The sequence below is a fragment of the Pseudoselenomonas ruminis genome (assembly GCF_008271295.1).
In the GTDB taxonomy this organism is placed as follows: domain Bacteria; phylum Bacillota; class Negativicutes; order Selenomonadales; family Selenomonadaceae; genus Selenomonas_A; species Selenomonas_A ruminis.
In genome coordinates, this window is the sequence record NZ_VTOY01000012.1 from 25,733 (window position 1) to 49,359 (window position 23,627).

At 53.0% G+C, this 23,627-nt stretch carries 14 protein-coding genes; 3 read left to right on the forward strand and 11 right to left on the reverse strand.

The window, feature by feature from the left end; translation table 11 throughout:
• Positions 1-269: 269 nt before the first annotated feature.
• Positions 270-1,952 carry a sigma 54-interacting transcriptional regulator gene (locus FZ040_RS11300; protein WP_149172077.1) on the reverse strand — a complete coding sequence of 561 codons (1,683 nt, stop codon included), beginning with the start codon at positions 1,950-1,952 and terminating at the stop codon, positions 270-272.
• A 253-nt stretch (positions 1,953-2,205) separates the two neighbouring features.
• Between FZ040_RS11300 and FZ040_RS11305 the strand changes: the two genes are divergently transcribed.
• Positions 2,206-3,252 carry a tetratricopeptide repeat protein gene (locus FZ040_RS11305; protein WP_149172078.1) on the forward strand — a complete coding sequence of 349 codons (1,047 nt, stop codon included), beginning with the start codon at positions 2,206-2,208 and terminating at the stop codon, positions 3,250-3,252.
• 27 nt (positions 3,253-3,279) lie between these two features.
• Complete coding sequence (locus FZ040_RS11310; RefSeq protein WP_149172079.1) at positions 3,280-4,236, forward strand: PRC-barrel domain-containing protein; 957 nt, start codon at positions 3,280-3,282, stop codon at positions 4,234-4,236.
• A 75-nt stretch (positions 4,237-4,311) separates the two neighbouring features.
• Here the strand turns inward: FZ040_RS11310 and FZ040_RS11315 are convergent, their stop codons facing one another.
• From FZ040_RS11315 to FZ040_RS11345, 7 genes are all read right to left on the reverse strand, one after another.
• Entirely contained in the window at positions 4,312-6,336 is a 2,025-nt protein-coding gene (locus FZ040_RS11315) for an OPT family oligopeptide transporter (RefSeq protein ID WP_149172080.1), read from the reverse strand.
• Positions 6,337-6,527: 191 nt separating this feature from the next.
• Complete coding sequence (locus FZ040_RS11320) at positions 6,528-10,007, reverse strand: pullulanase X25 domain-containing protein (RefSeq protein WP_149172081.1); 3,480 nt, start codon at positions 10,005-10,007, stop codon at positions 6,528-6,530.
• 210 nt (positions 10,008-10,217) lie between these two features.
• Entirely contained in the window at positions 10,218-11,897 is a 1,680-nt protein-coding gene (locus tag FZ040_RS11325) for an S-layer homology domain-containing protein (protein WP_149172082.1), read from the reverse strand.
• Positions 11,898-12,162: 265 nt separating this feature from the next.
• Positions 12,163-12,936 carry an HAD-IIB family hydrolase gene (locus FZ040_RS11330; RefSeq protein WP_033170841.1) on the reverse strand — a complete coding sequence of 258 codons (774 nt, stop codon included), beginning with the start codon at positions 12,934-12,936 and terminating at the stop codon, positions 12,163-12,165.
• Complete coding sequence (locus FZ040_RS11335; RefSeq protein ID WP_149172083.1) at positions 12,933-14,636, reverse strand: glycoside hydrolase family 13 protein; 1,704 nt, start codon at positions 14,634-14,636, stop codon at positions 12,933-12,935. Before FZ040_RS11335 ends, FZ040_RS11330 begins: the two co-directional genes overlap by 4 nt.
• A 24-nt stretch (positions 14,637-14,660) precedes the next feature.
• Complete coding sequence (locus tag FZ040_RS11340) at positions 14,661-16,772, reverse strand: alpha-glucoside-specific PTS transporter subunit IIBC (protein ID WP_149172084.1); 2,112 nt, start codon at positions 16,770-16,772, stop codon at positions 14,661-14,663.
• Positions 16,773-16,999: 227 nt separating this feature from the next.
• Complete coding sequence (locus FZ040_RS11345) at positions 17,000-17,788, reverse strand: MurR/RpiR family transcriptional regulator (RefSeq protein ID WP_149172085.1); 789 nt, start codon at positions 17,786-17,788, stop codon at positions 17,000-17,002.
• Positions 17,789-18,010: 222 nt separating this feature from the next.
• On the opposite strand from FZ040_RS11345, the gene FZ040_RS11350 reads away from it, so the two are divergent.
• Positions 18,011-18,868, forward strand: a complete 858-nt coding sequence (locus FZ040_RS11350; protein ID WP_187620314.1) for a 4Fe-4S binding protein — start codon at positions 18,011-18,013, stop codon at positions 18,866-18,868.
• An 82-nt stretch (positions 18,869-18,950) separates the two neighbouring features.
• Here FZ040_RS11350 and FZ040_RS11355 read toward each other — a convergent pair whose 3' ends face one another.
• Genes FZ040_RS11355 through FZ040_RS11365 form a run of 3 tightly spaced genes read right to left on the reverse strand, consistent with a single transcriptional unit; the run spans position 18,951 to position 23,552 of the window.
• Positions 18,951-21,995, reverse strand: a complete 3,045-nt coding sequence (locus FZ040_RS11355) for an efflux RND transporter permease subunit (RefSeq protein WP_149172087.1) — start codon at positions 21,993-21,995, stop codon at positions 18,951-18,953.
• A complete protein-coding gene (locus FZ040_RS11360) occupies positions 21,992-23,083 on the reverse strand; it encodes an efflux RND transporter periplasmic adaptor subunit (RefSeq protein WP_149172088.1) in 1,092 nt (363 codons plus the stop codon). Before FZ040_RS11360 ends, FZ040_RS11355 begins: the two co-directional genes overlap by 4 nt.
• Positions 23,070-23,552 carry a MarR family winged helix-turn-helix transcriptional regulator gene (locus FZ040_RS11365; RefSeq protein ID WP_149172089.1) on the reverse strand — a complete coding sequence of 161 codons (483 nt, stop codon included), beginning with the start codon at positions 23,550-23,552 and terminating at the stop codon, positions 23,070-23,072. Before FZ040_RS11365 ends, FZ040_RS11360 begins: the two co-directional genes overlap by 14 nt.
• Positions 23,553-23,627: the final 75 nt, after the last annotated feature.

Genomic DNA, 23,627 nt, shown 5'->3' on the forward strand with positions numbered 1-23,627 from the left:
GTAAAAAACTCTCTTTTTCCTGCCCCTGCAGGAGGTCAGCACGTTTTGACTAACTGCCATAATAATATGCAAGATGCGTGCCAACTTTTGCAGATTGGAAAAAATTTCTATATCTTTTCTCTGAATCCCCGTAAAATAAGGGTTCAGCAAAAGCCTAAAATTATATATCCATTTTCTCAAATAAATGGCGTTAATTATTTTGGTAAAAAATACCAAAATAATTCAATATGTTGGTAAATTTTACTACTCGTCGGTAAAATTTACCAGCTCTATTCCACCAAACCGTATTTTCGTGCTTTTGCCGCCACGGTCTTGTGGGTAATCTTTAGCATCTTGGCCGCCGCATTGAAACTACCACACTGTTTCAAGGCATTGGCGATAATCTGCTTTTCATACTCCTCCCAAGGCAGTACGGCGGTATCCGCAGCAAAATGCTGTACTTCCCGCACGGCCATCTCACCTTTTATATAGGAAGGAAGCGAAGCGATAATGATCCGGTCGCTGTCCATCAGCGTTATCACGCGCTCGATGACGTTTTCGAGCTCCCGGACATTTCCCGGCCATTTGTAGGCCATCAGGACCTCCATCGCTTCCGGCGAAATCCCACGGACATTCTTGCCGCTCTCCGCACTAACCTTTTCAATGAAATGCTCCACCAAAAGCGGGATATCATCGACGCGGTCGCGAAGCGGCGGCAGGCTGATAGGAATGACATTGAGACGATAGTATAGGTCATCGCGAAACGTGCCGTCTTTTACCATCTGTTCCAAATTGCGGTTGGTGGCCGCAATAATGCGCACATCAACATGTACGGTCTCTTCGCCGCCAATGCGGTCAAATTCTTTCTGCTGCAGCACGCGCAGCAGTTTTACCTGCATGTTTTTGTCCATTTCGCCGATTTCATCGAGGAAAATCGTACCCTTATCCGCCAGCTCGAACTTGCCGAGTTTGCGGCGGACCGCCCCGGTAAAAGCGCCCTTTTCATGGCCAAAGAGCTCTGACTCCAAAAGCGTTCCCGGAATCGCCCCGCAGTTCACGCGGATAAACGGCCCGCGGCGGCGTTCACTGGCATAGTGAATGCCTTCGGCAATTACTTCTTTACCCGTACCGCTCTCACCGCGGATCAGTACCGTAGCCGATGACCCCGCGGCCTTGGAAGCCAGTGCCAGTACGTCGACAACCTTGCCGCTTTTGCCGATATAATTCTTGAATGCCTGCGCCGTCTTCTTGGTACGCAGGAGTTCCTGCTCGAGATACTCAGCCCGAGCCGAAACCTGGGAAAGACGGGCCATGAGGTTCTGCAGCTCCGTGATATCCTTGATGACTGAGACGACACCGGCAATCTCGCCATCGACAAAAATCGGATTGACATTCGCCACGACAGTCGTGCCATCTTTCTTATGGCTGATGCTGCCGATGCGGGCTACCCCCGAGCGCAAGACGCCGCAGCGGTTGCCATCGGGTGCTGTCTTAAAGACATTCTGCCCGACTACCATCTCTGGTGTTTTGTGCACGATGCGCAGGTACGATGGATTTACATAGGTGATTTCGCCCGTGCGGTCGACGACGCAGATACCATCCTGTACCGCCTCGAGAATCATCTGCAAGCGTTCCTGCATCAGCGCATTCTCGTGGAGCAGCAAGTCCATCTCATGAATCTCCCCGGGAGAATTCATTTCGAAGTCGCCTTCCAGGAAGCGGACCATCTCGTAAACAGCCTGCCGCCCTTCATCGCCTTCGGCTGCCACAAAAAGCGAATCACCACAACTGATTTTGAGCGCGACCAATTTCATCAGGCTGTGCATCTCAAACCGCTCACTGCGCTCACTGCGAAGATAAAGCGGCGTACCGTATTTCTTTCCGAGTTCCTTTGCCCGTTGGACAATCATCGCCGCAATTCGGGCATGGATGCCGCTGTCGTGATGAATCACAGCTTCTTGCTCAAACATCATAGTGAATCGTTCCTTTCTGTTCTTTCTATTATACTATAAAACTTCGTCAAAATCTGCCACAAACGCGAAAAAATACTCTTTTCCCGTCAGCTTTTTCCTTCGTTTTGCCAGCGGCAATTTGCTATTGTTTCCACGCACCTCAACATGGTATAATAGTAGGGAAAATCTGCAAACGGCAGCAGGATTTTTCTCCACTATGTCGAATCTAGAAACTTAGTGGCATTATGCCCAAGCACAGGAAGAGGTGAGTAACATGACATTTATCCTGGTAACGGGCTCCATTATGGCCGTCAGCATTTTCCTAATCTATCATCTGTGCCGTTTCATCGGCATCGAGATGAAATGGATTTCGTTAGTGCTTTGTGCCATCATGGCCTTCCTGGTAAATGCCGTGGCCATCTCCATGAGTCCCTTCCTTGACCCATCCCATTATATGCGGTTGGGAATACTCGTAATCGTTGCAGCCGCCAGTGTCACTTTTGTCAACGAGCAGCTGCTTCGCCGTGGAGCAAAAGGAACCGACGCCACCGTCGAGTGTCCGAACGCCATCCCAGAGCCCATCAAGGAAGAACCCGTACCGGTTGCTGAGGTTCTCAGTACCGAGACAATTGCCGAAGCCGAAGAAAAGGCCGAAGCAGCAGTATCTGCCGTAATTGCCACTGAAGCAGCTCCCGCAGGCGAAACTTCTGAACCTGCCAAAGAGGAGCCGGCACCGGAGCCAGAAGGAACAGCATCAGCCGAGGAAGACGCTGCTGTCCAGGCGGCCAAAGCCCGAGCCGAAGCAAAAGAAAAAGCCCTGGCTCACGCCAAGGCCCTTCAAGCCGAAAAGGACGAGGCCCGCAAAAAAGCTGCTGCCGAGCTCAAAGCCAAACAGCAAGCCGAAGCAAAACGAAAGGTATACGAACAGGAAATCGCTGCACTGGGTACCCTGGACAGCATTCTCGACTATGCCTACGACAAAGCAAAAGACCTGCCGGATGCTGCCATCTGCGCCTACCAGCAGGCAATCAAGAGCTACCCCGAGGACAGTTACATGCCGTTCCTCATCATCGAGCTCGTCAATCTTTACAAGGAACAGGCAAACTACACCGAGGCCATCAAAGCCTATAAAAAAGCCCTGTCCCTTCCCATCATTGCATCGAACGATGACATGAAGCAGGAATTCATCAAGAACACCCGCTATCTGACCATCGTCCAGGATATATTATCCAAACATCACGCGCTCTCAACTCCGTTCCCGGATATCCCGGCGAACATCCTGCAGGAAATCGAAGCTGAATTCCAGCAGCCAACAGAATAGAGCAGCTAATACAATGGAGGAATATTCATGAAGAAAAGCGTAGAAATCCTTGGCCTTCCCGTTATCAGCATCACCGAAGGCCGTGAGCTGGGAATGAGCAAAACCCTGCTCATCGATGCCAAAAATGGTACTGTCGCAGCTGTTACCATCGAAGATGACGATTGGTACCGCGGTGTTAAACTGATTCCGTATGAATCCGTTATCGCCATCGGTGATGATGCCGTAACCGTTACCAACAGCGAGAACATCCTCAGCCTCGCCGATGCTGGCGACTTCGAAGCACTGCTCGATGAAAACATTCGTGTCATCGGCACCAAAGCCATCACGAAATCCGGTACCATTCAGGGCAACATTTCCGAGCTTTTCATCGGGGACGACGGCAAAATCGAAAAATGCGAAATCACTGCACCGGACGGAACGACTACGGAAGTTACCAGTGACCAGATTTCTATCTTTGGTAAACAGGTAACCGTCATCGATCCGAACGGTGAAAAAAAAAATAAGCCAGTAACTCCGGCAGCAGCTCCAGCTCCAAAAGCCGAAGCACCGAAGGCTCCAGAAGCTCCAAAAGCTGAGGCTCCAGCAGAAAAAGCTGCTCCGGCCAAAGCACCGGAAGCTGAAGCTCCGAAGGCCGCTCCAGCAGCCAAAGCCGAGCCAAAGAAAGAGGCTCCGAAAGCTGCTCCGGCACCGGCTGCAAAAGCTGAACCGAAAAAAGAGGCTCCAAAAGCCGCTCCGGCACCGGCCCCAGCTCCGACTCCGGCAGCACCTGCTGCTCCGGCTGCTGATGCTGCCAAACAGGCCGCTGCTGACAAAGCAACGGAAGAGCGTCATCGCCGCTTCCTGCTCGGCAAAAAAGCTACGCGCGACATCAAAATGGACAACGGCATTGTAATCGTACAGGCTGGCCAGGACATCACCGAAGAAGTCCTCCAGAAAGCCAAGCTCGCCAACAAATTCATTGAGCTCTCCATGAACGTCCGCTAAACAACAAAAACCAAAGGCCGCTGACTCAACCGAGTCAGCGGCCTTTTTGCATCACCAAAGTGTCATTTATAAGGTTTAATTATTCTTGTTGCCGAGAACTACCTTGCCAAAGATTCCCAGCGTGATCAGGAATACCAACAAGCCCAGCCATTCAGCTGTATCGGCAAAATCCTTGCCGACGAGGGCCAGCGGGCTGTCGCTGCCGCCGCTCGATACCGATACGACGATAATGCCGGCGAGAAGCACACCGATGATGGATTCACCGACAATCAAGCCAGAGGCAAAAAGCGTGCCACGGCGCATGCCATTCTTGCGGCCTTCTTCGCCTTTTTCCTTCCGGAGCTTTTCATTGAGGAAATAGCCCATAACCGCACCGATAACCAGCGGCGTCTGAACCGAAGGCGGCAGATAGATGCCCATGCCAACGGCGAGCGGCGGCAGGCACAAATGTCTCGTGCGGCGTTTAAGTACCAGGTCGATAATTACGAGAACGACGCCAAGGCCCATGCCAAGATAGATGTATTCCCATGCCAGCTGGCTGGAGAAAATGCCCTGCGCAATCGTCGTCATCAGGGCAGCCTGCGGAGCGGCCAACGCCTGGCCTGGGTCCATATCCGGACGCGGCAGTGCACCTGGGAAGCCATAAGCCTCATAGAGAAGGTTCAGGACTGGCGCGATAACGAGTGCACCGACAACACAGCCCAGCAGCAGGGCAACCTGCTGACGCCACGGCGTAGCTCCGACGAGATAGCCCGTCTTGAGGTCCTGCATGTTATCATTGGAAATGCAGGCAATCGCCATAATAATCGACGTCGTGAAAATAGCTGTTGCCGTAGCAAATTTCTCACCGCCCGGCAGGCTGAAAATACCAAAGCTCGAGCAAAGGGCATACATGACAAGCGATGCCACGATAATACCCAGAATACCGATACCCGAAATCGGGCTGGAGGACGTACCGACAAGACCTGCCATATAAGCGCAGGCGGCCGCTACAAAGAATCCCATGAGCACCGCGACACCGACGCCGACAACGACGAACGTGAGGTTCTGTGCCAGCGTCAAGCCCTCGGGGATGACAAAAGCATAGAAGATACCGAGCAGACCAATAACCGTCACTGCAAAGACCATGCCGATGCTCTTAATCGACATATCGATATCCATGCGGTGCTTGCCCTGTTCATCAGCCGGCATATTGAGGGCCGCAATCGACTCTTTCACGCCGTCGATAACTGGTTTTGCCAGCGTCAGCAGCGTCCAGACGGCAGCCACGCCCATGGCACCAGCACCAATCAGACGAACGCGCTCCTGATAGACTGCACCGGCGAATTTCTGCAGCGTCATGCCATCCGGCACCGCGCCCGTAATCGTGTAGAACGGCACAAAACCAGCCCAGGCAATCAGAATGCCGACGAGCATAGCCAGGCCAGAGGCAATACCGATAAGGTAACCGGCACCAACGAGAGCCGTCGAGTAACCAATGGGGAACTGGGTCATACCTCTACCGACATGGAACCAGAGGGAAAGACCTCCCGAAAGGACCTGGAAACCATTCGAAAGGAGAGCCACAATACCAGCGACAACACCGCCGGACATGATTTCTTTCAGGCCATTGCCCTGCTTGGAATCCTTGGCCGAATTGCTGCCGATCTTCAAAATCTCCGCAGCTGCCACGCCCTCCGGATAGGCCAAATCACTATGCACTACCATCGCACGGCGAAGCGGAATCGTGAACAGTACCCCCAGGCAGCCGCCGCAGGCCGATACCAATAAGGTCTGCCAGAACTGGAAGCCCTGCCAATAGCCAATCATCAGCATGCCTGGAATGATAAAGATGATAGCCGAAAGCGTACCAGCCGCCGAAGCCTGCGTCTGTACCATATTATTTTCCAGGATATTCGAATCCTTTGCCATCTTGAGGACCGCCATCGAAATGACTGCCGCCGGGATAGCTGACGAAAACGTCAAACCGACCTTCAAGCCGAGATACACATTTGATGCCGTGAAAATAACTGTCAAAACAGCACCAAGCAGCATACCACGGACCGTAAGCTCAGGCAGACGCAACTCATGCTGCATAAACTCATTGTCTTCTTGTTTCATATAGAATGCTCCTTCTACAACGTATAGTTACTACTGCATGTACACCTGTAAAGTACATCAGTAATGAACATTATAGCACATTATTGCTCATTATTAAAGAATGTTTATATGTATACATGTAACAATATTCAACATAAAAAGCTGCCGGAAACATTGCTTCTGTTTCCGGCAGCTTTTTGTCAACCGATTGTTCAGCCGACCATCATAACCGCCTGGTTAGCACCAAGCTTAAAGGAAATTTCCCCATTTTTTACGGTTGCCTTGAGGCCCGTCAGCTGGTCTTTCAGCACCGTGCCATCCTTGGCTGTTACTTTGAGCGTTACCTGCTGGGCTTTGCCATTGTTGAGGGCTACGACACCGACCTTGCCCGAACCGTCAACGGCAGTACGCTGATAAGCGTAGATATTATCCTTAGCCGCAATGGTTGCAAGGTCGCCGAGTGCAAAGACATTCTTGTTGCTGTTGCGGGCTGCAATTGCCTTCTTGTAGAAGTTCTGCAAGTCCTTATCCTCTTTGCCCCACGGGAAGGTACGGCGGCAATCCGGGTCCTTCGAACCGAACTGGCCAGCTTCATCGCCATAGTAAACAGTCGGCATGCCCGGATAGCCCATCTCGAAGGCCACGGCCATCTTGAGGCGGTTCTTGCCAAGATTATAGTCAAAGTCGGCTTTCTGGGCCTGGGTCACGCCATCCTTGCCACCACCATAAGTGTAGATAGCCCGCGCCGTGTCATGGGAATCGACGATGTTCATGAGGTTATAGAGCGCCTGCTTCGGGTAGTTCTGGCGCAGCTGCGTGAGTACGTCGTCCGTATCCTCTGCCTTGCCGCCCATGACGAAATGCATGAGCGTATCGGAAAGCTTGTAGTTCATGACCGAATCCATCGAATCGCCCATAAAGAACTGGGAGCCATCCTGCCAAATTTCCCCTAAGAGCAGCGGCGTATCGCCATTCTGCGTCTTCACAGACTTGACGGCATCACGCGTCTTAGCCCAGAATCCCGGCGGAACTTCCTTGGCTACATCAAGGCGCCAGCCCGACAAGCCATAGTCAAACCACTTCATGATTACGCCCTTATCGCCATTGCGGCCATAGAGCAGGTAATCGCCGAGATCCGTATGGTCAGGTGTCGTCTTATCATACCCCGGATAGTCTTTGTCGCGGAACGGCGCGAGGCTCGAGAAGCTCTGCCAATCATGGTAGGCGTACTTATCGCCCATCTCATCATGCGCTTTCGTATTCTTGATGTCGAACCAATTCTCCCAATGATACGGGCTAAACACCTGGCCTTCGGCCTCAAGCTGTTTCTTAGCCTCAGCCTTAGCGGCGTCAAGGGAGAGTCCCTTGCTGTTCTGCAAGTCATAGATGCGGCTCCAGTATTCATAGGCACCGACCGTCTTGTACTTGCCATAGCGGTCGAAATAGATGGAATCATCGCCAACATGATTGTAGACGCCATCCATGATGAGGTGCATGCCGCGTTTCTTCATCTCATCGGCGAGTTTCTGCAAATCCGTAAAATTGCCAAGGAACGGGTCAACGGCATCATAATCACGCGCATCGTAGTGATGATTGGACGAAGCGGCATAAATCGGATTGAGGTAGATAGCCGTTACGCCCATGCCTTTGAGATAGTCGAGTTTCTTCGTGATACCGGCAAGGTCGCCGCCATAGAAATCGTTGCAATCCCACTTATCGCCATCAAGGGCACCGGCGCCAGCGTTAGCCGGCGGCGTATTCCAACTGCGGTGCTGAACCGGCTGCGTACCGCGCGCCGTATCGCGGGCATTGTCGTTAGACGGATCGCCATTAAAGAAACGGTCCGGGAAAATCTGGTAGCAGACGGCTTCCTTAGCCCAGTCCGGCGTCTCATAGCCCTTCTTGTATGCCGTCACCTGGAAGTATTTCGTCCCGGCAAGCTTGAGCTCACCCGTGCCGCCCGTCTTGGTATCGTCGCCATACTCTTTCGTGTCATTGAGCACGAATTTGTAGCCATAGATACCGTAATCTTTCGGCGTGAAACTGCCCTGCCAGATGTCCTGGCCATCTTTCGTGCCGACTTTCTTCATCGGGTAATACGTGGTCACACCGGCGTCATAATCCGGATTGTACTCGTCGCCGCCTTTGGCCGTCATTGCGGCCTTGGTGACCATGATCTTGGCCGTTTCGACATCGCCAGCGCCCGTGCGGATTTTAAGCGTTATTGGCGTGCCTTCTTCCACGGCGCCCCAAGGACTGCGCTCGTCCTTATTCCAGCTGTCATGGACGACTTTATCGGCACGGATACTGCCATCATCGGCAATGATGCGCTTCTTGGCCGCATCATAGTAGAACGTGACGTTCGTCGTCTTGGCGATATGGATAACCTGCGTAACCGGTGCCTGTCCGGCCTGGGTGACTTTGGCGGTATAATTGCCAGCTGCCACCTTGGCCTCCGTCTGGTAAAGTCCCGAAAGCATCAGGTCGTACATCGTACCATCGGCAATACCTGCAATGCCCGAAATTCTCGGCAGTTCACTGCCTGTCAGCATCTTGTAATTATGGCTGTCGGCAATGCGATGCGTCTTATCATTATAATAGAACGTAACCGTCTCGGGTTTATCGAGCGTCAACGAAACATTAGCGCCATCGGCAATGCCGTTTAGGCCATAGTTTTCGGCCCAGCTGCCATTGATGGCAATCTTATAGTTATAAGTACCCGCTGGCATATTCTTAATCGTAAACGTGTAGAAACCATGGTCGCCCGCCGTCATCTTGGTCGCCATATCGGACGGAGCCCACTTCGCGCTGGCGCCGCCGAAGGTCTGCAGATCGCCGCAGAGCACGACATCGCGCTCATTGGCAAACTTGGCCTGCTCAGCCGCCTTGCCCTCGTAGTCGTACGAGATCTGATGCGTCTTTTCATCGTAGGTGAAGGTGACCTTGTGATCGGCCGCGAGCCGCAGAGCGATATTGCCGCCGTTCGGCTGGCCGTCCTTGCCGTAGTTCAGATCCCACGAGCCGCCGACGGCGACCTTGAAGTCATAGTTGCCCTTCTTGATAAGGCCCGTGATCACGCGATGGCCCTTGCCGTCCGGCTTCATGATCGTCTTGGCATCCGCTGGATCCCAGTCCTTGGCGGCGCCGAGCGGAGTCTGCACCGTGCCGACGAGCACAACATCATCCTTCTGGACCGCACCGGCCGGGCGCGGAGCCTCGGCTTCCTTCGCTGCCGCCGGAGCTGCAGCCGCACCGGCGACGGTCGCCGTCGTCTTGTGCGTGATGCTGTCATAAGTAAAGGTGACCTCGGCCGGAGCCGTGAGTTTCAGCTTCATATTGGCGCCGTCACGCGCGCCGTCCGCACCGTAGTTCTCGCCCCAGCTGCCGCCGATGGCGATCTTGTACTCGTAGTTGCCCTTCGGCAGCTTGCCTTTGTACTCGTACATGCCTTTGCCGACCGACTTCATCTTCGTCTTGCCGTCCGCCGGCGCCCAGTCCGTACCGGCGCCGAACTTCGTCTGCACCGTACCGACGAGCACGACATCCTCGGCACCGACCGACTCAGCCGCCTCCGCGACCGACCAGCTGACTGCCGCAGGCATAACATCCGCCGGAGCCACATACGGCGCCGCCAGAAGGCTCAGAGTCAGGGACATGCCCACGGCACGTCCTAAAAGTTGCTTGCGATTCATTGTAAATCTCCTTTCAACAAGGAATTTTATGTGATAGATTAGAAGCTGTGAAAACGGATTTTCACAGCTTCCTTATTACCTATATGACCAATACTTCTCCCAAAAGCCGTGCTCCTCATGCCTTCCCCTTGGGGGGAAGGTGGGTGAGCGGAGCGAACCCGGATGAGGGGGTGGGCGCTTGGGAGAGTGCTTCAAGCTGCTGTCAGCAGATTAGAAGTGGAAGTCGAGCCAGCTGCGGAGAATGTGGCGACGATACTGTCCTCCATCATAAGTAGCCTGAATATTTTCTGCCAAACGCGGAGCCCACATCGTCTCCCACTCGACATTGTGAGCCGGTATGCACTTGAAACCGAAATACCAACCGCGAACGCCATTTACATAGGTCGGTTCACGCGTAGCCCATTCGTCATCGTGAGCAATATCAGCCAATGCACCAATGTTAACCCACTTAGCGTACACTCCCCAACTACCGACCTTGTTAAGATCAGTACCACGATAATCAAAGCGAACAGCCCAAGCCGTATCAGCCTTACCACCACTTGCCCAATTGTTAGTAGGATTCCAATCATTAATCCGCTCATCAGATTTCAGATAAGATCCCGTAATGGAGAAATCTTTAATCGGGCGAATCTTTAAATCAACACCATAGAAATTATGTGCCCCTGTATAATACGTATTCGTATTTGCCTCAGTTGAATTGTTTGCCTGATGTTGCACAATACGTGAATAAGCCAGATTCAAATCGGCATATTTGCCAATCGGTCCCCAGAAATTCAACGTACCAACAATCGGAGCACGACGCGAATAGACATTCACGCTATCAACAACAGCAACCTTCTGCGTAATGGTTTTTTCTTCTCCATCTATAGTCACCTTGGATGTGGAATCCTCTGATTTCCACTTAACGTCGGTGTTCGTCCAATCCGATGCAGACTTCCAATACTGGGCACTCATCCACCAGCCATGGCCATGCTCAATCGGATGATAGGTCTGAATACCATCAACCTGACCTCCAAGCATCAGATTCTGCATGCCGATGCCATTCCATTTACGGCCAATGTTCGTGTACCAGTCATGCTTCGGGCCAAGTTGTAATTCAACCCAAATATTCGATATCGAACCATTATGGTTATCATCGCCCAGCAGGCTGTCGCGGTCATTTCCCGAAATATAAGAACCTGTCGTGAACTTCTGTCCGCCATTGGTTACCTTAGTCGTAGTGCCATCTTTTTCTTGTATTTGCGATGGAGCCGAAGCGATATTAGCAATCTTTGACCTGCGGTATTCGCTATCGCGATAGTGGGCATTCTTCTCAATGGTAAACCTAGCAACTGCATGATCATTGACCTTCATCTGACCTTCAAGATCCATATAGAAGCGGTTATTGTAGTTTCCATTAGGAGAGCCATTATTCCACTCGCCCCAGCCTGGATGCTTGGAACCATAATCCGACTGCAGCCCATTATCATCGCCTACCTGCACGCGTGCCGTACCCCAGACCTTGAATTTATCGGTCTTCTCGTTGAGGTCTTTGATGGCTTTCGTGTTGGCGTCGACTTTTTTGTTCAGGGTGTCGAGTTCGCCGGCGTATTCCGCGGAGAGTTTGTCCAGTACAGCTTTGTCCCCGAAGCTGATGTCTTTCTTCTGCATGGCTTTGGCTACGACGCTGGCCATTTCATAACGGGTCATCGAGCGGCCCCCCTGGAAGGTGCTGTCGCCCATGCCATCGATTACGCCTTCCTTGGCGAGGTAGTCGAGGGCCTGATAGGCCCAGTGGTCTTTCGGCACATCGGTGAAGCTGTCCGCCGATGCTGCGAAAGCCGTACTGCCGAGTCCTGCGCTGAGGGTGAGTCCCGTGAGGATTGCCAAAGCTTTTTTGTTTAGTCGCATTTTCCAAAAACTTCCTTTCCCTTTGTTTAGCTTTATCAGTATTATCTGTTTCCGCTAAACATTCTCACAATTTACCTTATATGAGAAGAGATTTCCGTATCTATCCATGTTTCGATATGAAAACCTCTACACATATTCATACATTTATATATGATTACAGAATACTGCCGTCAGGCGTATTCTGTTGTCATCGGGGAATGTCACGCGGCAAGGGGATTGCCACGCAACATCATTGAGGAAATAGGGGTTATGTTCCTGGGGGAAATTAAATATTTGCTTCCAGCATGGCGCCGACACCAGCATACGCTTTTTGGGCGCGTGCTTTGATGGCATCGCGGGCCGTGTCGACGGTAAAGCCATGGAAAGCTTCTATCATGGGCAGGTCGTTGATTTCATCACCGATGGTGCAAATCTCCGCGCAGTCCCAACCCATGAGCTCTAACATCTTGCGAATTCCCTGTTCCTTGCTGATTCCCTTGGGAGTAACGTCAAGGCTGCAGCGGTTCGGATAGGCATGAATCACATCGCCATAACGGGCGTTGAGGATTTCTCCCACCTCTGCGGCTTCACTGGCCTCCGGATAACCCAGGGAAAATTGATGGATCTGTGGCAGGCTCATGATGTCCTGCTCCGTAATCGTTTTTATCGTGAAATCCCACTGCTTCGCTTCCCGCGAAATCCACGAGCCTTCGCGCTCATGGTAAAGATAGGTTGTATCCGCCGCAGAAAAAGCGAAGTGGAAGGAGCGGCGTACGCCGGGTTCCTTGACCATTTCCGCAAGCGTCCGATGCGGGATTTCTCCCTGCCAGAGCGGCGTACCATCCGCCCGGCAGATAAGGCCACCATTGTTGCAGACCGCGTAGTCCGATTCGATACCATAAAACTTCAGCTGCGGAGCAAGCATGCCATAGTCACGACCGGTGACTACGCCAAACTTGTTGCCAGCCGCCCGCCAGCGGCGGATTCCTTCCACATCAGCCTTAGCAATCACTTCATTGCGGAACAGCGTTCCATCGTAATCACTGGCGGCAATCTTCATTTCTCCTCTCCTCCTTTCGCATTTTCCATTAGATAACAAACGGCTTCATAAGGTCTTAGAACGCCCTTGGCACTGCCCTCCTGCGAGGATACCAAAAGCTCTGCGCCCTCTATTTTCTTCGCATCATAGATGACTTCGTAGCGGCTGAAATTTGCCAGTGTCACCACCTGCCGGCAGCCAAAGCGGCGGCGGAAAGCGTAGACGTCAGGATTCTCCGGCAAAAGCTCCGTATAGTCGCCCTGCTGCAGAACCCCGGCTGCATCGCCAGCCTCTCGGATACGAGCCAATTTGCGGTAGTACAGCAGCGGCGAAGTTTCATCCAGTGCTTCACTTTCCACGCAACAGTTCCGATAATCGTCATGCACCGGCAGCCAAGGCTTTCCTTTGGTGAAGCCAGCCTGACGCCCTTTGGTCCACTGCATCGGTGTCCGGGCATTGTCGCGGCTGTACCGATGGATGACTTTCAGTGCCTCATGAGGAGTCATCCCCTCCTCCAAGGCCAATTCATACTGCCCGTGGGAGGAAATATCGTTATAGGCTTCAATCGTATCCCAAGCGACATTATCCATGCCCAGTTCCTGACCTTCATAGAGGAACGGCGTTCCCCGGAGCGTAAACAGAACCGTTGCGAGCATCTTGGATGTAATCTTCGGGTCCGAATCGTCGGGGAAGAAATGGCGAACGCTGCGCATCTGGTCGTGATTCTCGAAGAAAATCGGATACCAGCCGTTTTCAGCCGTAGCCTGCTGGCTGGCCGAAAGGACCTCCTTGAGCTTTTTCACGAGTTCCGGCTTCCAGCCCGTAGCATGGCACCAAAGCTCACCATCGGGAAACTCCAGATTCGTATGGCTGAACTCAAAGAGCATATCAAAAGCGCCCTTTTCCCCCACCCAGTCCTTGAGTTCCTCCGGCTCAACGCCATTGGCCTCCGCCACGGTAAAGATATCGTGCCCATCAAAGACCTCACGGCGGAACTCATGCAGGAAGTCCAGGATGCCCGGCGTATCGGCAATCATCGAGTGAATGCTGACCATACCGTCGGCACCGTCCGGTTCTCCATCGAGAAATTCCTGCGGCTTTTTGATGTAGACAATCGCATCGATGCGGAAACCACCTACGCCCTTGTCGAGCCAAAAGTTTGCCGCTTCGTAAAGTGCCTGCCGTACCGCGGGATTTTCCCAGTTTAGATCTGGCTGTGCTTCGGCAAAGGTATGCAGGTAATACTGCTGCCGCTCCTCGCACCAAGTCCAGGCACTGCCGCCAAAAATCGAGCGCCAGTTGGTCGGTGCCGAGCCATCCGGCCTAGCATCGCGCCAGATATACCAGTCCGCCTTGGCATTATCCCGGCTGGACTTTGATTCTTCAAACCATTTGTGTTTATCGGATGTGTGGTTATAGACCAAATCCATGACAATGCGGATATTGCGCTTTTTGGCTTCAGCAATGAGCTCTTCCATATCCTCCATCGTGCCATAGGATGGGTCAATCGCGGTGTAATCGGCAATATCGTAACCATTATCTACCATCGGCGACGGGTACACGGGGGTGAGCCAAACGGCTCCGACCCCCAATGTCTTTAAATAATCCAGCCGCTTGGTGACGCCGGGGATATCGCCCTGGCCGCTGCCGGTAGTATCCAAAAAACTTTTGGGATAGATTTGGTATACTACCGTTTTCTGCCACCATTTCATGTCTTTCATGATAAATCTTACCTTCCTGGGATTTTAGAACGTCAGAATCGGCGTTTCATCAGCGGTAACCGGCTGATCCGGCTGTTTCTTCATCTGCGGGTAATCGCTGGAATTCGTGACCGCCATGATAACCGTCGTCTGGTAGCCAGCCTCCTTGATTACCTGCGGGTCGAACTTGATGAGCGGTTCGCCGGCTTTGACTTTCACGCCCTGCTTCGTGAGCAGCTGGAAGCCACGGCCGTTGAGTTTTACCGTATCAATGCCGATATGAATCAAAAGCTCAGCACCGTTGTCCAGGCGAAGGCCGATTGCATGGAGGCTTTCTTCCATGACCATCGTGACTTCCGCATCAGCCGGCGCAACAACCGTATCCCCAGTTGGTTCGATTGCCACGCCATCGCCCATCATCTTCTGGGAAAACATATCGTCGTTGACCTCACTCATGTCGATGAGATTGCCCGAAATGCAGGCATTGAGTTTCATCGCCAGATTCGCCATCGTCGGCGTTTTGATAGTCTTTTCTTCCGGCTGCTCGCTGATTGCCTCGCCTTTGAGCAATGCATCGAAATAACCGCGGACCTGAGGAACCGAAAGGCCAACGATGACCTGAATGGCATGGCCGTTCTTGACCAGGCCAAACGCACCAGCCTTCGTGAACTTGGATACTGGTTTTACTTTATCCGGATCGGCAACGGTCACGCGCAGGCGCGTTGCACAGTTGGTGACTTCCTTGATATTTTCCGGTCCGCCCAGGCAATCCAGGAATACCTTGGCTTTAATCGCCAGAGCATTACCAGCCAGGCCCATATCTTCCATTTCCTTCTTGGCCTTGTACTCGTCCTTGGAAAAGAGTTTATCTTCCACATCATCAGCCGTACGGCCCGGCGTTGCATAATCGAACTTCAAAATCATGAAGCGGAATACCACAAAATAAATTGCGGTGAAGCAGAGGCCAATGCCAATCTGCATGATGTACGTACCCGAATGATACGGGAACAGCGGAATCCAGTTCTGCACGAAGCAGTCGATGAGACCGCCGCCAAAGTTACCGGCCAGGCCAAAGAAGTACAGCGTAGCCGAAAGGGTTGCGGCCAACAGCGAATGAACGAGATAGAGAAGCGGTGCTACAAACAGGAATGTGAATTCCAGCGGTTCCGTGATACCGCAAAGAACAGCCGTAATCGTCGCCGGAATCAACAGCGCAGCTGTCTTCTTTTTCTTTTCCGGTTTCGCACACATATACATAGCCAGTGCAGCGCCCGGCAAACCGAAGACCTTGGCACTGCCATGCAGGGCAAAGCCGCCCTCTGGGAACAATTCTTTCAGGCTCTTGGCACTCGTCGCAAAATCATTGAGGTGCTGGAGCCAATACTGCTGGATACCGCCATCGCAGACAGCCGGTCCAAAGATAAACGGCAGATAAATAAAGTGGTGCAAACCAGCCGGCAGCAAAATTCGCTCCGAGAAGGTGTAGGCCCAAACTCCGACGATCCCGCTCGACTTCAGGAAGTCCTGGAAGTTCATGATACCGTGCTGGATAGCCGGCCAAACGACACAGAAGAGCAGGGACAGCGGCAGCATCACCGCAAAGCCAACGGCTACAACGAAGGCCGGCCCCTTGAAGATTCCGAGCCAGTCGGGGATGTCCGTATCATAGAAACGGTTATGGAGCCAAGCCGTCACACAGGCGATAAAGATAGCTCCGAGCATGCCCATATCGAGCGTCTTGATGTTGGCAATCATAGCCAGCCCTGTACCAGCGCCAGCGTTCTGACTGTAATCCACCCCGAAGAACGCACCGTTTAGCGTTAGGATACCGGAAATGAAGTAGTTGAAAATCATGTAGATCACGAAGGATTCCATCGCAAAACGTGCTGGTTCTTTCTTCGCAAAACCAATCGGCACCGCGATGGCAAAGAGGATTGGCATCTGGGAAAACACCGTCCAGGCGCCCTGTTCCACCACGAACCAGAAGTCATACCAGAGTGTTCCTTTAGCAGCCAGGCTGCCAAGCAAGCCTTCGTTCTTACAAACGATCGATACGGCTACCATGATACCGAAGAATGCGAACAGAATGACCGGCGTATACATCGCGCCGCCAAACCGCTGCATCCCTTGCATGATGCGGTCTTTACTCAAGGACATTTCTTATACCCTCCCATTTATCTGTCTTGAATCAATAAAAGGATTGCTACCAAACATTCGGATGTATTGGCGTCCTGCCCTGTACACCCTGTAAGATATCTTGTAACCCAAGAATACAAAAAAAAGGCCGCGAACGCAATAGGTTCGCGGCCTTTCGGCATTTTACCCCCACGCCGTACCTTGGTACATTTCCTGTACTTTGGTACACGCCCTTATCCACACTGGAATCACGGGGTGTCCAGCGAGCGCCGTTCCAAACTTTCACAGTAAATCCGGTACTTGACGTACCAGATTTCCACCAGCATGAAATACGGCATCATCGACTGGAACGCCGTATGCTCATCATCGTTATCGTAAATCTGAAACCGGGCTGGCGAAACGTAAAGATTGACCGTAGAAAGGCTGGCCAAGGTGTTGTCATGAAGTTTCGTAATCGATATCAACGGCAGTTCACGAATCTGCAGCTGACGGGCAAAATCCACCACAGCCGGAGTCTCTCCCGATAAAGAGACAAAAATAAACAAATCATCCTTCGTGGCATTGCGTATTACCGAACGGAACTCCTCACCCCCCCGAATCTCGTAAATCAGCACATTGTCGTAGAAAAAAAGGCGCTTCAATTCCTGTACCACATTGCTCTGCACATAGCCAGAAGCAAAGGCATAGACGCGGTTTGCCTCACGGATCAGCCGGCTGGCACTATCAAAATTGCGGGCAAAGATTTTTTCCCCGGTCTGATTGTAGAACCCCTGCATATCCTGTAACACATCTTCATGGTAAAAAGATTTGGCCGGTTCCTCCATCTTCATAACCGCCTTCAGTTCACCAAAGCCATCAAACCCCAGCTTTTGCGCAAAACGGACAATCGTCGTACTCGACACCGCGCAGGCTCTTGCCAGTTCATGAATCGAAATATGGCGCGCCTCCCGGCGGTGCTGGAGAATATACTTCCAGACCGCCATATCCGTCTCATTTAAATCTTTCATGTGCCGGTTGATGATTTCTTCCAATCGCATCGCCGATTCCCCCATTCATGGAATCATTATATCATAAATATTGACTTTGTTTGTAAATAAGCTATAATTTAGATAGTTTAATCGAGTATAGTAATAGTGCAGGCCGTGGGAGTGGTTACCCACGGCTTTTCACATGGCATCTATACGAATTGAGGAAAGGTGGCTAAAACCATGGCCAAGCGTGAAATCGACCTGAACCGCTGCCTGTTTCACTATACCAACGTGACCTGCAGCCACTGCGAAACCATCTGCCCCAAACAGGCGATAAAGAACCGGGAAATTGACGCCGGAAAATGCGATAACTGCGGCTTGTGTACGGCCATTTGCCCCACGGGCGCCATTCATAGCGACACGGACTACGACAGCGCTCTGACGGCAGTACAAAATCTGGAGCCTCAGGTGCTCATGTGCCAAAAAACTGCCCCGGACAGCCTGCCCTGTCTCGGCGCCCTTAACCGCCGCCTGCTCTGGGCGTTGGCCGACCAAAAGCCCTTGGCCATCGATACTTCCCATTGTGCCAGCTGCAATCCGGCGGTTGCCAAGTGGCTCGAACAGGAGATTGCCGCCTGTAACGAAGCCCTGCAGGAAGCGGGCAAAGCACCGTTAAAATTAGTCCGAGTAAAAGCCGCGCCTGCGCCGGCTCCCTCCGTCCCCCGGCGCTCCTTCTTCCGGTCGCTCTTTACGGCAGCCAAGGAAGGCGCCACCGAGATTGCCGCCGCGCAAGTCGAGCACCGCTACGCCTTTGACCCGGTCATCTGGCTGGCTAAACAAACACCGCCCGTCAAACCAGCCGCGCTTTTCCCCGGGCTCGCCCTAAAATCGCCCTGCAACAGCTGCGGGCTCTGCACCATGCTCTGCCCCGAAAAAGCCCTGGCGCTGACAAAGCCTTCGGACAATGCTCCCGCCTGCCTGCAATTTTCTCCCATAAAATGCACCGCCTGCGGGCTCTGCACGGGCAACTGCCCCCAGCAGGCCTTAGAACTGCTGCCAAAGTTCCAGGGAGCGTCCAGCTTCCCGCTCGATGGCCAGCCGCCTTCTAAACCTTCCACCTGTGACAGCTTCAAACTCTCCCGCGGCTAAAAGAAAACATAAAAAAGTCTCATTGACTCCAAAAATGCAGAGTCAATGAGACTTTTTATTTATGGCGTCTCCAACGCCTTATTTACCTTTTGGGTACGTGATACGCCACGGCGTACATCGCTGGCAGAACCAGCAGGGTCAATACCGTCGCGACGAGCAAGCCGCTGGCAATCGCCACGGCCATCGGGCCCCAGAAAGAGCTTGCCATCAGCGGCAGCATGCCGAGGATAGCGGCGGCGGCCGTCAGCATAATCGGACGGAAACGCAAAATCGCCGAATCAACTACGGCATCCCACGGCGTCTCGCCATCCGCCAGATGTTTCTGTATCTGGTCGATGAGGATAACCGAGTTGCGGATTATCATGCCGAAAAGCGCCAGTATGCCAAGCTCGGCCACGAAGCCCATAGCCGACCCTGTCAGCAACATGCCCCAGGACACACCGATGAGTCCGAGCGGTGCCGTCAGCACGGTAAGTATCATCTGCTTGGCACTGCCGAGCTGGAACATCAGCAATGTCATGATGATGAAAATCATCACGGGAACCGGCTGTAACAGGAAGCCAACGCTTTTGTTGCTATCCTCAAGTGCTCCCGCCGGCTCAATGCTGCAGCCAAAGGGCAAATCCTTGCGCAGTTGCTTAGTTGCCTCATAGGCCTTCTTCGTCGCATCGTTCGCCGTACCGTCATGGACGTCGGCCTGAACCGTGATAGTCGGCATCAGATTGCGGCGCTCGATAAAGCCGTCTTCGGCATCATAGGAAATCTTGGCAATCTGCTCCAGCGGCACATAACCGGCCTGCCCCAGATAAATCGGCAGGCTCTTCATCTTCGCCAAATCCTTGCGGTCTTCATCGGAAAGGCGCAGGTCGATGTCAATCGTGCGGTCGCCTTTATAGAACTCCGCGGCCTTCGCGCCCGTCACCGCCGTATAAATCTGCTGCGAAACCGACTGGCTCGATACGCCGAGCGAGCGCAGCTTATCCTGGTCGAGTTCCAGATGCATGACCTTGCTCTTATCGCCCCAGGACATATTGACGTTATAGTTATTCGGGTCCTTGGCCACGATATCGGCCACCTGCTCGGCAAGTTCCTTTGCCTGCTCCGTCGTATAACCCGTCACGCGCAGCATCACCGGATAGTCAGCTGGCGGCCCCGTCTGGATGAACTGAATCTTCGCGCGCACATCGGCGAATTCCTCATTGAAGGCCTGATTAAGCTGCTCGGTGAGTTTCTCCCGCGCCTTCGTATCTTTAGCGACAATAACGAACTGCGCGGCATTATCTGTCTCGGCCTTCGGATTGACCGTCAGCACGAAACGCGGGGCATAGCGGCCCACGTAATACGAATAATTGGACAGCAACTCCTGCCGATCCTGCAGCCATTCGGACATGCGGTCGCAAACCTCCTGGCTGGCCGCCATCGAGGAGCCTTCCGGCAATTTCATCTCAATCAGGATTTCCGGTCGCGTCGACGTTGGGAAGAATTCCTGCATGATGAATTTCATCATGCCGACCGAAATGACGAACAAGACCGCCGTTGCCACGAGCACGAGTTTCCGATGTTCGAGGAACCAGACGAGCACCTTGCGGAACATCGTATAGAACTTGCTCTGATAGGGGTCGATCTTGCCGTCTTCATCCTTCTTGACCTCTACGCGAATCAAATGGTAGCCAAAAAGCGGTGCGACCATGACCGACACCAGCCAGGAAATCAAAAGCGCAGCCCCGATAACCGGGAAAAGCGCCTGACAGAACTCACTGGCCATGCCTTTGGAGAAGGCAACCGGGATAAAGCCCGAGCAGGTAATGAGCGTTCCTGTCAGCATCGGCTTCGCCGTTGCCCGGAAGGCATAGCAGGCCGCCTCAAAGCGATTCAAGCCCAGCTCGAGCTTGACGCTCATCATCTCCACCGCGATAATCGCATCGTCGACCAAAAGGCCCAAAGCGATGATAAGTGCACCCAAGGAGACCTTGTGCAAATCGATGTTCAGCGCATACATGATGAGGAACACCGCACAGAGTACGAGCGGGATACAGCCGGCAACCACCATGCCCGTCCGCACGCCCAGCGACAGGAAGCTGACCCCCAAAACGATGATGATGGCTTCCACCAGCGTCTTGACGAAATCATGAATTGACTGGTCAACCACCTTCGGCTGGTCCGAAACCTGATGGACTTCAATGCCGATAGGAACTTCCTGCTGGATTTCCCCGATTTTCGCCTTGAGATCCTCGCCCAGCTGCAGGATATTGCCGCCATTTTCCATCGACACCGCAATGCCGATAGCCGGCTCGCCGTTGTAGAACATCTTCGGCTTGGCCGGCTCTACGAACCGGCGCTCAACGGTGGCAATGTCGCCCAGGCGGAACACCTTGCCATTCGCATTGATTGGCATCTCGCGAATCGCCTCGACATCCTCGAACATGCCGCTGACGCGCAAATAGACGTTATTAGACTCCGTCTCCACCTTGCCAGATGCCGTCATCTCATTCTGCGTCTTGAGCGCATTCATGATGACCTGCGGACTGATGCCGAGTTCGGCCAGCTTGTCCTTCTGGATTTCCACATAGACCTTCTCGGGCTGGACGCCGATAAGCTCTACTTTTTGAACGCTTGGTACATTGAGCAGCATGCGGCGCGTCTTTTCCGCATACTCGCGCATTTCCTCATAATTGTAGCCATCGCCCGTAACCGCATAGATAGAGCCATAGACATCATCGAAGCGGTCATTGTAGTACGGACCATAAACGCCCTCTGGCAAATCCTTTTTGACATCCTCGCAGAAATTGCGGACATCACGCCAGGTCGGACGAATCTGGTCTTTGGCAACGGTATCTTTCAATTTGACGTAAATAACCGTCTGGCCCTCGCGGGTCTCACTATTAATGGAATCAAGCCCCGGCGTATCCTGGAGCCGTTTCTCCAGTTTGTCCGTAACCTGCTCCTGCATTTCTTCGGCCGTAGCCCCCGGCCAGGCAGCCGTAATGACCATCTGCCGAATAGTAAACTGCGGGTCCTCCATGCGGCCGAGCTGAAAATAGGCCACCAGACCGCCAATAGCCGTCATAATAATGAAGTACCAGACCAACGCCCGATGCTTCAACGATAGTTCCGTAAGATTCGTCATGAGTCTGCCTCCGTCCGAACGGATTGCCCCTCATGAAGCTTATGGACGCCAGCTGTAACCACCACATCGGCAGCATCGAGACCATGAACCAATACCTGATTATCGCCAAAGTCCTCAACCGAAACCGATTTGAGGCTGACCGTATTATCGTCACCAACGACCCAAACCTGCGGCGTATCTCCGTTCTGATAAATAGCCGCCAATGGCAGGACTGCCGAACCGGAATCCCCCTCGCCGCCGCTTATTTGCGGCGCAAACGACACACTGGCCGTCATGCCAAGCTGCATGCCCGTCGGCGGATTCGGAACCGAAATGCGGACGCGATACGTGCGGGCCGCATTATCGGCCATCGGTGCCACCTCGCGGACAACACCGTCCGCCCGGTCATGCAGCGCCCAGAAATTCACGGTCACCGGTGCGCCCACAGCTACATCCGCCACGCGGTTCTCCGGCACATTGATTTCGATTTCCAGCTCATTCGTCTGGACGAGCGTCAGCACCGTCTGACCAGCACCAACCACCTGCCCTTCCTCGGCATTGATTGCCGATACGACACCATTAGCCCCCGCCGTGAGATTGGTATACCCCATGGCATTATGCCCCTGGGCTGCCTGGGCCAGCGCATTTTGGTACGACGCAAACGCCGAATCATAGCTGGCCTGATACTGGTCAAGCGTAGCCGCCGCCACCGCATTTTCCTGATAAAGCTGGCTATAGCGGGCAAGATTGCGCTGAGCCAGGTCGAGGTTTGCCCGGGCCGAAGCCACCTGCGCATCGCCCTGATTGGCCTTTTGTACCACATCACGACTGTCGATAACCATCAGCACATCCCCGGCGCGGACCGGCGAACCGACCTGCACGTTGCGGCTCAAAATCTGACCGCCGACCTGAAACGACATATTCGTCTCATAGCGTCCGCGCACGGTTCCCGAATAGGAACTGCTGTCATTGAGTGAGCCACTGCCAACCTGCTGTGTTTTGACCAGCGGTGCTTTATCGGTCTTAGTATCCTTACTGCCGCAGCCAACGGCCAAAAGACACACAACCACCAAAAAGCAAGCCAAAAAACTCAGCTTAGATTTTTTCATGAACGTCGCCTCCTGAAGGCAAATTGCGTGCGAGCTTCACGAGGTCAGCCTCACAGGCCTTCGTAACCAGCTCGTTAAACCCGTTGAACAAATGCTGGATATCGTCCTGCTTCATATCGCGGACCAGATAATCAATCCACCCCTGAATGATATTGCGCAGGAACTGATGCTGCTCACGGCCGTATTCCGTGAGGAAAATATGCTTGACGCGTCGGTCTGCAGGATCGACTTCCCGATAGATAAAGCCCTTCTCTTGGAGCAGATTCACCGTACGCGTGACCACCGCCTTATCCAGATAAAGCATATTCGCCAACTCATCCTGTTTTGCCCCTTCGTTATCAAAGATGCGGATGAGCATGATGTATTCCGAGAATGTAAGATGTAAGTTCTGGCAGGCCTCGACGATAAAAAGCTGCGAACGGCGATGCAGAATCGAGAACCAACGACCAACATTTACATAATCATCCATAACGATTCCTCCCTAAAAACTTCCCTTCCAAAATCCCTGTCAATCTTGTTGACTCTATCAAATAATTTTAGCGAA